This window comes from Streptomyces sp. NPDC002088, from assembly GCF_040296605.1.
Lineage (GTDB): Bacteria > Actinomycetota > Actinomycetes > Streptomycetales > Streptomycetaceae > Streptomyces.
This window is the reverse complement of record NZ_JBEOXO010000015.1, coordinates 78,078-90,454: the sequence shown is the minus strand read 5'-3', so window position 1 is coordinate 90,454 and position 12,377 is coordinate 78,078. Positions and strand designations below refer to the sequence as shown.

11 protein-coding genes and 5 pseudogenes are annotated in these 12,377 nt (G+C 66.2%); 9 read left to right on the top strand and 7 right to left on the bottom strand.

What is annotated here, in order from left to right:
• The first annotated feature begins 338 nt into the window (after positions 1-338).
• From ABT114_RS50650 to ABT114_RS28885, 6 genes and pseudogenes are all read left to right on the top strand, one after another.
• Entirely contained in the window at positions 339-656 is a 318-nt protein-coding gene (locus tag ABT114_RS50650) for a hypothetical protein (protein ID WP_502988414.1), read from the top strand.
• Positions 657-755: 99 nt separating this feature from the next.
• Positions 756-1,283, top strand: coding sequence for a hypothetical protein (locus tag ABT114_RS28910; RefSeq protein ID WP_351145812.1), 528 nt, complete (start codon positions 756-758; stop codon positions 1,281-1,283).
• 186 nt (positions 1,284-1,469) lie between these two features.
• Positions 1,470-1,778: pseudogene (locus ABT114_RS28905) on the top strand (transposase); the annotation flags it as partial.
• Positions 1,779-2,008: 230 nt separating this feature from the next.
• Positions 2,009-2,242: pseudogene (locus ABT114_RS28895) on the top strand (IS256 family transposase); the annotation flags it as partial.
• A gap of 113 nt (positions 2,243-2,355) precedes the next feature.
• Positions 2,356-3,051: an alpha/beta fold hydrolase gene (locus ABT114_RS28890; RefSeq protein WP_351145811.1), complete on the top strand. Its 696-nt coding sequence runs from the start codon at positions 2,356-2,358 to the stop codon at positions 3,049-3,051.
• A 218-nt stretch (positions 3,052-3,269) separates the two neighbouring features.
• Positions 3,270-3,767 (top strand): annotated as a pseudogene (locus ABT114_RS28885) (IS3 family transposase); the annotation flags it as partial.
• On the opposite strand, the pseudogene ABT114_RS28880 reads toward ABT114_RS28885, so the two are convergent.
• Positions 3,761-4,570, bottom strand: a pseudogene (locus ABT114_RS28880) (IS701 family transposase); the annotation flags it as partial. The pseudogenes ABT114_RS28885 and ABT114_RS28880 sit on opposite strands and share 7 nt — an antisense overlap.
• Before the next feature lie 139 nt (positions 4,571-4,709).
• A complete protein-coding gene (locus ABT114_RS28875; protein ID WP_351145810.1) occupies positions 4,710-5,204 on the bottom strand; it encodes a GNAT family N-acetyltransferase in 495 nt (164 codons plus the stop codon).
• Between the two features lie 495 nt (positions 5,205-5,699).
• Here ABT114_RS28875 and ABT114_RS28870 point away from each other — a divergent pair, with 495 nt between their 5' ends.
• The 3 genes and pseudogenes from ABT114_RS28870 to ABT114_RS50645 all read left to right on the top strand — a co-directional run.
• Positions 5,700-6,338, top strand: a complete 639-nt coding sequence (locus ABT114_RS28870) for an NPCBM/NEW2 domain-containing protein (protein ID WP_351145809.1) — start codon at positions 5,700-5,702, stop codon at positions 6,336-6,338.
• Between the two features lie 180 nt (positions 6,339-6,518).
• Positions 6,519-7,508, top strand: a complete 990-nt coding sequence (locus ABT114_RS28865; RefSeq protein ID WP_351145808.1) for an integrase core domain-containing protein — start codon at positions 6,519-6,521, stop codon at positions 7,506-7,508.
• Between the two features lie 25 nt (positions 7,509-7,533).
• Positions 7,534-7,890, top strand: a pseudogene (locus tag ABT114_RS50645) (IS701 family transposase); the annotation flags it as partial.
• A 181-nt stretch (positions 7,891-8,071) separates the two neighbouring features.
• Here ABT114_RS50645 and ABT114_RS28860 read toward each other — a convergent pair.
• From ABT114_RS28860 to ABT114_RS28840, 5 genes are all read right to left on the bottom strand, one after another.
• Complete coding sequence (locus tag ABT114_RS28860) at positions 8,072-9,235, bottom strand: LLM class flavin-dependent oxidoreductase (protein ID WP_351145807.1); 1,164 nt, start codon at positions 9,233-9,235, stop codon at positions 8,072-8,074.
• A gap of 66 nt (positions 9,236-9,301) precedes the next feature.
• Positions 9,302-9,739, bottom strand: coding sequence for a nuclear transport factor 2 family protein (locus tag ABT114_RS28855; protein ID WP_351145806.1), 438 nt, complete (start codon positions 9,737-9,739; stop codon positions 9,302-9,304).
• Positions 9,740-10,093: 354 nt separating this feature from the next.
• Positions 10,094-11,005, bottom strand: coding sequence for an SDR family NAD(P)-dependent oxidoreductase (locus tag ABT114_RS28850; protein ID WP_351145805.1), 912 nt, complete (start codon positions 11,003-11,005; stop codon positions 10,094-10,096).
• Between the two features lie 148 nt (positions 11,006-11,153).
• A complete protein-coding gene (locus tag ABT114_RS28845) occupies positions 11,154-11,666 on the bottom strand; it encodes a flavin reductase family protein (protein WP_351145804.1) in 513 nt (170 codons plus the stop codon).
• An 11-nt stretch (positions 11,667-11,677) separates the two neighbouring features.
• Positions 11,678-12,010, bottom strand: coding sequence for a hypothetical protein (locus ABT114_RS28840; RefSeq protein WP_351145803.1), 333 nt, complete (start codon positions 12,008-12,010; stop codon positions 11,678-11,680).
• Positions 12,011-12,377 lie beyond the last annotated feature (367 nt).

Sequence of the window (12,377 nt, the reverse complement as noted above, 5' to 3'; positions counted from 1 at the left end):
CGGCCTGAAGAGCAGAAAGGTCGGAAGGAAGAGGGAGCGGAGCACCGGGTGCTGCGTAAGCGGCTGAGGCGATGCCTGTGAGTGCCAGGGGGACGGAGAGGGCGGCTGCCGCCGCTGTGAGGACGAGACGCGACCTGAGCATGAAGGCAGACCTACCTGTAAGGCGGGTGGTTCACGTCCCCTCACCGTTGATCACTGTCCGGCGGTCCGCATCTCGTGTACGGCCAGCGGGCGGAGCTCACAACTGAAGCTCCCCCTTGATCGCTGCAGCATGGCGAGCACTATTCGCCAGGAGCATCCCGATACTGTCCTGGCAAGAACCGCCGTGCTGTCAAAACTTGGTTCTGGCACAGATCTTGGAGAGCGGTCGCGGAGCGTTACTGGAGGACCACCTTGCGGAGCAGTTCGAATCCGGCTCGTCCGTAGAGCTGCCTCTTGATCTTCTTGATGCGGTTCACGGCGCCTTCGGTGCCGTCGGAGTTCCACTCCAGGGTGAGTCCGGCCGTCACGGCGTCGAGGTCGCGAAGCAGGTGGAGTGCGAAGCCGGTGATGCCGGGCAGCAGGCTGGCATCGACGGCATCGATCCAGGCGGGAAGAGCGGCGCCGAGGCGGCCGGTGAGTATCTCGCCGAAGCCGCGGACATCGACCGCCTGTGAGGCTGTGACCGGCGCGAGCTATGAGCGGCGCGTGTCTGCGGTCTGGGGGCCGAAGGCCCGGCTCAAGCGGCGCCGCGCGGGCTCCGATAGCCTGCGACGGTGGCTGATGCTTCGTTGAAGTTCCTGATTGATGCCGATCACGGGCAGTTCTACGTCCAAGACCTCGAACCCTATGACGCCTGGATGGCCGAACACGCGACGGACCCGGACCTGCCGCCAGCCGGATGGACCAAGGAAGCAGTCCATGTTCATCGCATCGGGGTGGAACCGCACTCGATCTCTGTCGGCACCGCCCGGGACGACATGGTCGAGTCGCGGATCACCGTCCACGAGTCCGCACCGATGACGGAGCCGACGGCCGAGCACATTGTCGAGTCGGACCTCTATGCCTCAACCGGCCAACTCGCCGTGTCCAGCCCGGGAGTCCTTCCGGAGGACGGACCGAGCATGACCGTTCCCTCTGGGCTGCTACGCGTCCGGGTCTCCTACATCCCCTCCGAGCCACCGGCCGTCGACACCAACGGCGGCCCAGGTGACCACTTTCTCTATCAGATCGACCTATGGCCCACCGACCAGGCGCGCAGGCTCGCCATCCTCAAGCAGGGGCCGAATCCCTGGGCCGGATAGGTCCTCCCCACCGTCGACTGAGCAGTGCTCATGACCTGTGGATCAGCCCTGGGAAGGACACGGAGGGCGTACCTTCCCGTGTGATCGACTTCTGGTCATCGAGTAGGCCGACGTTGCACCGTCGGTCAGGATGGTACGCCCGTGCTGAGCGTAGTGAATGCCGACGGAACGACAGAGACCAGCTCCCTGATCGACGACATCGTTCGCAAGGGCGCGAGGCGGATGCTGGCCGCAGCCCTGGAAGCTGAAGTCAACGCCTATATAGCAGAGTTGGCCGATCAGCGTGACGAGCAGGGGCGCCGTCTGGTAGTCCGTAACGGCTATCACCAGGCGAGGAAGGTCACGACCGCGGCCGGGGAGGTCGAGGTGAAGGCCCCGCGGGTGAAAGACAAGCGCAGCGGTTTTCCTCGGCGATCCTGCCGCCGTGGTGCCGCAAGTCCCCGAAGATCAGCGAGGTGCTGCCACTGCTCTACCTCCACGGGCTGTCCTCCGGCGGATTCGCGGTAGCCGTCAGCCATGGCGATCAGCTCTTTGGCGCCGTCTGTGCGCACCCCCATCAGTACCAGAACGCACGACTTCGCCTCCCGCAGGCGGATGCGCAGATGGATGCCGTCGGCCCAGATGTAGACGTAGTCGCTGCCCGACAGAGGGCTCTCGCAGGCGACCGTGACGCGGCTGACGGCCCAGTGGCAGGCCGATCACCAGGCATTCGGCGAGCGCGATCGCTGCGGACCACGAATCCGATCGAGTCGACCTTCGCCACCGTCCGGCTACGTACCAAGGTCACCCGGGGCGCCGGCAGCTCGGTCGCCGCCCTTGCCATGGTCTTCAAGCTCGTCGAGTCCGCCCAGGCCCGCTGGCGGGCCGTGAACGCACCCCACCTCGTCGCCCTGGTCAGAGCCGGAGCCCGCTTCGAACGAGGTCAGCTTGTTGAACGCCCTGGGACCTTTGCGGCGTGAACAACCCCAACCGATCCGCGTCTTGGCTTTACTCCCTTGCTCTGCCGCAAGCCTCCACAGCAGAACTGAATTCAATTATGGTTCGGTTGGTATCGTTGACGAGGAGGTCAATCATGGCGTTCGTTCTCATCCATGGGGCAAGCTTCGGCGCGAACTGTTGGGACGAGCTGATCCCCCACCTAAGTGCGGAAGCGTTGGCGGTCGACCTTCCGGGACGCGGGACCAGGGCCGAAGTCGACCTGGGCACGGTCACACTCGCGGACTGCGCCGATGCGGTCCGCGAGGACGTCGAAGTGAAGGATCTGCGCGACGTAATACTGGTCGGTCACTCCTTCGCGGGCGTCACGATCCCGCGTGTCCTGGACCTCATACCTGACCGGATCCGCCACGTCGTCCTCGTGTCGGCCGTGGTGCCGGCGGACAGATCCCGGGTGCTTGACCAGATCGATCCCGGAGTGCGGGGTCTGGTGGAGCAGTCCATCACCGACGGCGTCTACCACCAGACCCGCGAGGGCGCCGCCGCAATGCTGTGCAACGACATGGGCCAGGCGACCGCCGCGTCCACCCTGGACCGGCTGGCCGACGACTCGGCCGCCCTGCTGAGCGAGGCCGTGAACCTGAGCGGCTACAGACGCGAGATCCCCCGGACGTACGTGCACCTCACGCGCGACCAGTGCTACGTCGAGGAACTCCAGCAGCGATCCATTGCGCTGCTTCGGCCCGACGTCATCGATCTCGACACCGGCCACATGGCCATGATCAGTGCGCCCGAAAAGCTTGCCGCCGTCCTCAACGCCATCCACGGCTGATCGCCGGCTCGGCCTACGGCTGGCGGACCATGAACGCACCCACCTCGTGGCCCTGGTCAGAGCCGGAGCCCGCTTCGAACGAGGTCAGCTCGTCGAACGCCCCGAGACCCTTGCGGCGTGAACAACCCCAACCGATCCACAAGATTTGATGCGATGAAGGGGCGGGGCCTCCGCCCCTTCATCGCATCAGTGTCGAGCCGATCTGCCGCGTGCTGACCATGCACGACTGCAGCATCGCCCCCTCCACCTACTACGCCCACAAACAGCGTCAGGCCACCCCGTCCGCCCGACAGGTCCGCGACGAGGAACTCAAGGCACTGATCCAGGAGGTCTTCGATACCAACTACCGTGTCTACCGGGCCAGAAAGATCTGGCGTGAGCTGAACCGGCAGGGGCATGCGGTGGCCCGCTGCACTGTCGAACGGCTCATGCGTGAACTGGGCATCGTCGCAGCGGTCCGCGGCAAGCGCGTGATCACGACCATCGCGGACCCGGCCGCCGAGCGGGCGCCGGACCGGCTGGAGCGGAACTTCGTCGCCGCCGCACCGAACCGCACCTGGGTCGCCGACTTCACACACGTCGCGGCCTGGGCCGGCACCGTCTACGTCGCCTTCGTCGTCACCTTCTCCCGCCGCATCGTCGGCTGGTCCGCAGCCACCACCAAGCACACCGAACTCGTCCTGGCCGCACTGGAGATGGCGCTGTGGCAGCGCAACCGGACCGGCACCCGGCCGGTAGCGGGTGAGCTGATCCACCACTCGGACGCGGGTTCGAAGCGGTGCCCCTTGGCACCGGCCCCGACCGACAGCTTCTGCCAGGCCCGCTTGGGCACCTTCGCGGCCAGGGCATCCGCGCGGAACTTCCCCGCGCCGGTGGTGGCTTCATGTGAGCAGGCGACGGCGAGCACGTAGCCGACCTGGCGCTCTTCCAGCGCGGAGCACAGCTTTGGGTTGCCGCCGTAGACCTCGTCTGCCGCGACCCAGCCGGCGCGGTGCCCGGCATCGAGAAATCGGCCGATCATGCGGGCGGCCAGCTCCGGCTTGGGCGCGAAGACGGTGTCCTCGTCCAGGCCCGCGGCTCGGCAGCGATCTGGGTCGCGCGTCCAGGAGTGCGGTATGTACAGCTCCCGGTCCACCGCCGCGTGCCCGCGCAGTCCCGCGTAGACGAGGTAGACAGCGACTTGCGCGTTTTCGATCCTCCCGGCGGTGCCGGTGTACTGGCGCTGGACGCCGACGGTGTGCGTGCCCTTCTTCACGTCCCCGGTCTCGTCGACCACCAGCACTGCGCCCTCGTCGTGTAGATGCTCCAGGACGTACTCGCGCACGTCATCGCGCACGGCGTCGGCATCCCATCAGGCCCGGCCGAGCAGGTGCTGCATGCCGTCCGGGGTGGCCTCTCCGGCCCACTCGGCGATGCTCCAACAGTTTTTGCGTGGCAGGTCCGACAGCAGCCCCAGCGTCAGATCCCGTACCCGACGCCGGGGTTCAACCCAGGCGAACCGGCCGGCTATCCGGCTCATCAGGCCCTCGAACGTTTCCTGCCAGCGAGCAGGGTCCACGCTGTGACCTGCGGCCATCGCAAGATCGTTAGTCTTCGCACACCGATGATCAGCGGTGGCCGCAGCCTACCCGCAGCCGACCCACGAGCAAGATCAAGGTCTATGGCTGGAGGTCGCGCTGGTACCAAGTGCCTGACTTGCCGCCGAGATCGGCCGGGGTGGCAGGGCCAATCGAGACGAACCCGGCCTTGGCCAAGACTTTCTGGGACGCGGCGTTGTCGTGGGAGGTGGCCGCCCGCAGTGTGCGCAGGCCGTGCATCGCTGTCGCCATCCGGCACAGCTCCCGGACGGTCGCGGTCGCCACGCCGCGGCCGGCGACCCGCTCCGCGACCCGGTAGCCGAGTCTGGCAGTGCCATCCTCCAAGTCGTACAGGTTGAACCTGCCGAGTACCGAGCCATCCTCGGCGACGAGCACGTAGAAGGCGCAGATGCCGGCCTCCTGCTCGGCCAGCGAGGCGTTGTACCGGTCGGTGAACTGGTCGAAGAAGTCGTCGCCGCGGTCGGAGATCGAGGCAGCGAAGTAGGTGCGGTTCGCCAGCTCGAAGGCCAGGACCGCCGGGGCGTGGCCGGCAAGCAGCCGCTTCAGCTCGGGCATTGCCCGACTCTACCCAGATCGCGCGCTGAGGCCACCTGAGTTTCCGCCAGTGGCAGACAGCCCCAAGACCAGGGCACATAACGATCTACGGCTGGAGTACCAGCTGTAGATCGTGATCTCGGCGGCGGCTGAATCGTTTTCCGTGCAAGACGATGACGGCCACCGCGACAGCACCGTCACCGAAATCCGATCCGGCTCCTGTGGTCGCGTAGCTGGCCTTGGGTGCTCTCGTCACACCGTATGCTCGGCCTGGCGGTGGCGGACTGCTTGGAGACGGGCGAAGCGCTCAGCCTCAATGAGCTGTTTCGGCCGATGCGTCTGCGACGCTCTGTCTGTCCTGGGCATGATCGGGTTCAATGTTGTGCGATCAGGCCGCGTCTGAAGGGGGCAGAGCGTGAGTGGACCGTCGCCGGGAATACCGCCGGTACCTGGGAACCCGCCGGGCCCGGTACCAGGTCCACCGGTTCCGCCGGTGCCGGGCCCGCACCAGACCCAGTGCCGGATCCGTCGCCTCGCGGACGCAGGCTGGGCGACGTTGCGGCGCTGATCTCGGCGTTCGCGGCCGTGGTCGGTCTGCTGCTCGGCTTCTTCGGTCTGCCGACTGTGGTCAACTCGCCCACAGCGCAGACGGTGACGGCCACCGCGACGGCAACGGTCACGGTGACCGCGCCCGCCCCGACCCCGTCCGGTTCCAACGACGAAGCCTCGGCGAACCCGTCGAGCCTGGCACCCCTGCCCACAGGCACGGTGCCGCTGACCGACCTTTCCCCTGTGCATGGCAGTGGCTCGTTCAACCTTCGGTCGGTGACCATGGGGTCGAGGCAATACGAGCAGGCTATGACATTGACCTACCCCTGTAGCATGGCGACGGGAATCGAATACAGCATCAATGAGAGATACAGCTCGCTCACTTTGATCCTCGGACTGGACGACAACAGCACGGCCGAGCTGATCAAGGTGACGGTCAAGGGCGACGGCCGTGCGCTGAAGACCGTGGGTGCAGAGATCAACCGGCCGCAGAACGTGACCGTGGACGTGACAGGTGTCGTCAAACTCGTCATCACATCCACTGGCGAGTGCAGTGACAGCGACAGAATCCTGCTCGCGCTGGCCGACGCCACGCTCCACTCGTGATCTGGGGATGTGGGGCTCGTAAAGTCATCGCTGCTGGTGGGAGCCCGTGTGCAAGGCCCTCGGTGGTGGCTGGGATGCTGCACCCCGTGATCATCTCGATCCTGTACCGGGCCACCCGGGCGTTGCTGTCCGTGCCTGCGGTCCTGCTGCGCCAGGACCGCCAAGGACGCTGAACTGCTGGTGCTGCGGCACGAGAACGCGGTGCTGCGACGACACCTCAGCGGTCCGGTCCGCTACGAGCCCGCAGACCGGTTCTGGCTGGCCGCGCTGTCCTCGCTGACACCGCGCCGCCGCTGGAGCTGCGTCTTCCCGGTCACGCCGGGAACGCTACTGGCCTGGCACCGCAGGCTGATCGCCACGAAGTGGGACTACTCCGACCGACGCCGACGCACCGGGCGCCCGCCCACGACCGCCGCGCTCAAGAAGCTGGTTCTGCGTCTGGCAAAGGAGAACCCGCGGTGGGGCCACCGGCGGATCCAGGGTGAACTGGCCCGGCTGGAGCCGCCAATCGCGCCGTCCACGGTGTGGGAGATCCTGCACGCGGCCGGCATCGGCCCGGCCCCGCGCCGTACCGGCCCGAACTGGCACGAGTCCCTCTCCACCCAGCCCGAGGGGATCACCGCGGCGGATTTCTTCCACGTGGACACCGTGACCGGCAGGCGGCTGTACGCGCTGGCGTTCCTTGAGCACGGCACCCGCAGGCTCCACGTCACCGGCGTCACCGCCCACCCCACCGCGCAGCGGGCGACCCAGCAGGCCCGCAATCTCGCCGCCGACCTCGGCACCCGCGTCGAGTCGCTGCACTTCGTTCTCCGCAACCGCGACAGGAAGTACACCGACTCCTTCGACGCCGTCTTCGAAGCCGAGGACACCGAGGTACTGCTCAGCGCACCTCGGGCGCCGCGCGTGAATGCCCACTGCGAGCGAGTAATCGGCACGATCCGGCGCGAAGCCCTCGACCATATTCTGATCATGAACGAGGCCCACGCCCGACAGGTCCTCGCCGAGTATCAGGAGCACTACAACTGCCACCGGCCACACCGATCACGAGACCAACGACCACCCGAAGCCCCGGGACAGCCAGCGGTGTTGCACGATCGCGTGCCCCGCAGGCTCCTGCGCACCCACGTCCTCGGCGGGCTCATCAACGAGTACCGATACGCGGCTTGAGCTGCAGCGATGACTTTTCGAGCCCCGCAAGGTCAAGGATGAACTCGGCTGGGCCGATTTCCAGGTCCGCTCCGAGCGTGCCATCCGCCGCCACCAGACCCTGGTCAACTGCGCCTTCTCCTTCTGCTGGGACCAGTGGTTCGCTCCACCCGGACCGCTGGATGCCACCGCGCCCGATCCGTGCCCCGACGACGGGCCAGGGAGGGGGCCCCGCCATACCCCACCAGCCCCAATCGCCCTGCTGGCCCAGGGCCTTACGCGCCATCCGTTCCTGGCTCACCCCCGCCGTAACCCTCGACCGGTGGCGAGCCTGGACGGACAAGGACCCACCCTCCGAGCTCCAGGCCCTGATCGACGCGGTCACCACCGGACACGGCATTGACCTCTACTGCCGAATTTAACGAACTACCGGTAACACTAACGGTAAGTGACACACCCACATACGACGTGTCCTGTGATGCCGTTGTGGATCTCTGGGACCGGTACGGTATCTCGTCGCTCCTGGTGGTCAACGGCAGAACACAGGTCGTGGCCTGGCGGGCGTGCAGCAGTTGAGGGAAGGGTCAGCGGGCGGTGGCCCCCTGCTGGGCGTACTTCTCGGAAGCGGCGTTGATCGCCGCCATCGTCTTGCTCTTCCATTCGTTGTCGCGAACCCAAGCGTTGTGCTCGCGGATGGAGTGCAGCTGGCCCCGGAACTCCGGGATGACGTACTCGGCCCAGAGCTCGACCGCGCGCTTTTGCTTGTCGAAGGTGGTGAAGTCGGTCAGCGTCATCACGAAGCTGCCGAAGCCGCCGGTCTGGTCCGCCAGCTTTCGGATGAGCTCGATGGCCGTGTCCGGCGTCCCGATCAGGACCGACCCGGACTCGATTGCCTCGTCGATCATTCCCTCGATGTCCGGCTTTTCCGAGGCCGGCAACGGCGAGATGTGGGCAAGGTAGTTCCAGATCTCTTCGAACCCGTAGGTGCAGTCCTTGCGGGCCTGCTCCTCGGTCTCGGCGATGTGGGTTATGGCGGAGAGACGCCAGTTCTTGCGGTCGATGGTCCGGCCGTGGGCCGCGGCCTCCTTTTCCGCGATACTCCAGTGCGTTCGGAGCGCCTCGAAGGCCGCCGGCGAACTCGCGGAGAGGTTGATCATGCCGATGCCGAGCCTGCCGGCGGTGACCGGACCCGAGGGCGAGGTGACCGCGGCGACGACCACGTCCAGCTCAGGGACGGTGTAGGGGCGCAGCTGCAGCTTCGCCTCGTGCAGGTCGTACCAGTCGGTCTTCTCTGTGACGGTCTCGCCGCGCAGAAGTCGCATGATGACGTCGGCCGCCTCGAGCATCCGGTCGCGCTGGGTGGCCGGATCAATGCCCAACATGTAGGCGTCCGAGATCAGTTGCCCCGGGCCGAAGCCCATGATCGCGCGTCCGTGGGTGAGGTGGTCGAGCGTCACCAGCCGCTCGGCGAGTAGGAACGGGTTGTGGTAGGGCAGCGAATTCACCGCCGTGCCGAGCTTGATGTTGCGTGTGGTCCGCGAGACTGCGGCGAGCATCAGCTCTGGGGATCCGATCGGCTCGTGGCCTCCGGAGTGGTGCTCACCCAGCCAGGCCTCCTGGAAGCCGAGCCGGTCGGCCATCTCGATGATGGCCAGGTCCCGCTCGAAGAGAACGGTCGGGCTGACGCCGATCTTGTGGAAGGGAGCCATGAAGACGCCGAAGTTGGTCGGGTAGTGCGATGTGGACATGATGATGAGCCTCTCGTTGGCGAGCGTTCGCAGGCAGAGGGGATGGGGGCAGAGTGTGCGCGCGCCTCAGAGCGATGGCGGCGTCACATTGCCGCCGAAGGCGACGACCAGCGGGATCGGGTCGTAGTACTCCAGGAAGTGGGCGATCTTGCCGTTCCGGATGGTGAAGCGGGTGATGTACTCGTTCTTGTACTCGACCGGCTGCACCATCTTCATGTCGCTCTTGTAGAAGGCGACAACCTGGCCGGGGTCGGAGTGCAGGGTCTCGACGCGAATGTCGTACAGACCCTCGGTGACGATGGACTCAGGTAGCGGAGCGAGGAACTCCATGACGGCCTCCACGCCGTCGATGCGGCGCGGGAACCCCTCCGGCGCCCACCGCATCTCGAAGACCACGTCGGGCGCGAGCAGTTCGCGCTTGACGTCGAAGTCCCAGTCGTTGATCGCCTGGAGATACCGCTTGGCGATCGCCGTGTTCGTCTGCCGCAGTGCGTCTTGTTCCACAGGATGCCCTCACTGAGTTTGGTTGATCTGCACAGGGAATCTGAGCGGCCTTTCATGGGGAGCGCTCCGGTCGGACGTTGCTACGCCGCCGGATGCTCTGAACCGACCGAGCGCTCCCAGGCAGCGATGCTGTCCCACAGAAGGCGCCGGTTCAGCGGGACATTGCTGCAGTGCGCGGCGCCGTGAGTGTCTTCCAGACGTCGGTGGCCGGCACGACCGCCACTGGTCACTCGGCGGGTCGCAGTTCACAGCACGTACTGACGGCGGTGGGACCGGGATGCGTCACATCCGCGCACACGATCGCCGAGGACCTCCCCATCGCGGATGTCCTGAGACGGTCCACGCGAAACGGTCTCACCCCCGGCCGGCCACCAGCCCCGATACCCTCGCCTCGGCGACCATCGGTGAGTGCTCGGTGAAGCCGCCGTCGACCCTGATCACCTGACCAGTGATGTAGCGGGCCGCGTCGGAGGCAAGGAAAGCCACCACGTTGGCGGTGTCTTCGGGTTGGCCAACGTACGGTGTGTCGCAGTGGCGGGTGTACTGCGCGATCAGGTCCTCGCCGATCTTCAGTCCGGGGGAGCTGAGGATCAGCCCCGGGGCGACGGCGTTGCAGCGGATCCCTTGTTTGCCGTACTGGGCGGACACCGCACGGACGAGCTGGTTGATGCCCGCCTTGGCGACCCCGTAGACGGTCAGGTTGAGCTCTCCCATCTCGCCGGAGATGGAGGAGGTGCAGGTGATGCTCCCGCCGCCGGTTTCAAGCATCACCGGGATCGCGTGCTTGCAACCAAGCATCGGGCCGAGGAGCACTGTCTCGAGCTGCGCGTGCCAATTCTCGACCGTCATCTCGGTGATCGCCGGGTCTCCCGGATCCCATTGGCGCGACAGGTCGGCCGCGTTGTTGTGCAGGATGTCGAGACGGCCGAAGTTCTCCACGGCCGTATCCACCATGCGCTGGACGTCCTCTTCGACGCGGACGTCGGCCTCGAGGGCGACCGCGACGCCCCCTTGGGTCCGGATCGCCTCGGCACGCTCCTCGGCGACGGCACCGTTGATGTCCGCCAGCACGACAGCGGCGCCGAGGCGAGCGAGCGTGCTGGACGTGGCTGCTCCTTGTCCGACCCGGTACGGGTCGTCGTCGCCGTGGTATGAGGCGGCACCGGTGACAATGGCGACTTTGCCATGAAGGTCGATCACGGAAACTCCTTGTGGTGAGAAATTTGGAGCTCGTGGGCAACAGCTTTTGGGGCCGGTGGTGAGCACCGTCCCGCTTCGCGTCGAAGTCCGGCGATTGATGGCATGGGAGCGGCACAGCAGGTCGGCGCCGTCAGGGTGGGGTGCGGTTGTGTCATCGATGTTCGTGCGTCATGCGTCATGCGTCATGCCGTCCAGGAGCCGACGGAGGACAGGCCTACTGCCCCGGCTTCCGGCCCACGAGTTCGTCGTCCAGTCGTCCCATCCGGCCACGGAAGTAAGCCAGCGGGGATCCTTCGCGAGAGCGAGCCCGGTCGACCTCTGCGAGAAAGACGGAATGAGTGCCGCCGCTCACTTCCCGCACCACCCGGCATTCGAGGATGGCGAGGGACCCGTCCAACAGTGGCGGCCCGTCAGGATCCCCCGAGAAGGTCACGTCGGCGAACTTGTCGCCGCCCTTGCGGGCGAACCGCTCAGCTGTGGCGACCTGGTCCTCGCTGAGGATGTTCACGGCGAAGGTGCGCGAGACGGTGATCGCCTGTGCGGTCACAGACTGCCTGTTCATGCAGACCAGAATCATCGGGGGTTCGAGCGACAGTGAACTGACTGCGCTGACGGTCGTGCCGCACGGTCTGCCGTCATGGCGCGCAGAGACGACAGTGATGCCGCTCGCGAAGTGCCCGATGACATACCGGAAATCATCGGAAGACGGCGTCTCCCAGGTCGTCACGGACGGCTGCGTCATCGCGGGCCTCCCTGCTGCGACTCGAGGTGTGCACGGAGCGACGGGCCGGCCGCGAGCCATCCTCTGGCCCGGGCGTAGTCCATCATCGCGTCGAAGCCGGCCAGCCACTCGGGGTCAGCGGCGCGTTCGCCGCTGAGCCGCCGCAGGGCTTCCACCAGCAGGCAGGCATGCCCGTCAGCGTCGACCGTCCCCACGCCTGCAAGCGCCTCTGCCAAGCCTCCCGTGTTGCCGTCATCGCTCAGGACAACGACTTTGAGGGACCGGAAGTCGTCCGCTTCCAGGAGCGCGGTGGATGCGGCTGCTGATCGGAGATCAACCTGAACGTACATGATGTGACGTTTCTCCCTGATCGAAGGTCGCCCGGCGGCCTGAGATCGGCATGCCCGGTCGTCCCGCGAGTACCGACAGGTGCTGACGGTTCGTTGCGAGCAGGAGCCTGAATCGAAGTCAGGTTGATTGAAGGACGTACTCCGCGATCCAGTCAATAGGCGTGCCGAACCTCGCCCGCACGTTGACTGCGGCCGAGCGTCGGGCTAGCTTCCTGAAAATGAAGTTAATTCGCTTCACCTAGGATCTCGATATCAAGTAGCGCCAGGTCTCAACGAAGAGAGTGAGTGACAGTGGTCGACTGGATGCGCTTCGGCGTCTTCCTCACTCCGTTCCACTCCTCGCCCACCCAGAACCTGACCTGGGCCC

What these genes read in the sequence shown, in the direction of transcription:
- ABT114_RS28890 (WP_351145811.1), top strand. Translation starts at nt 2,356, where the DNA reads ATGGCGTTCGTTCTCATCCATGGGGCAAGCTTCGGCGCGAACTGTTGG.
- ABT114_RS28840 (WP_351145803.1), bottom strand. Translation starts at nt 12,010, where the DNA reads ATGTACGTTCAGGTTGATCTCCGATCAGCAGCCGCATCCACCGCGCTC.
- ABT114_RS28860 (WP_351145807.1), bottom strand. Translation starts at nt 9,235, where the DNA reads ATGTCCACATCGCACTACCCGACCAACTTCGGCGTCTTCATGGCTCCC.
- ABT114_RS28875 (WP_351145810.1), bottom strand. Translation starts at nt 5,204, where the DNA reads ATGCCCGAGCTGAAGCGGCTGCTTGCCGGCCACGCCCCGGCGGTCCTG.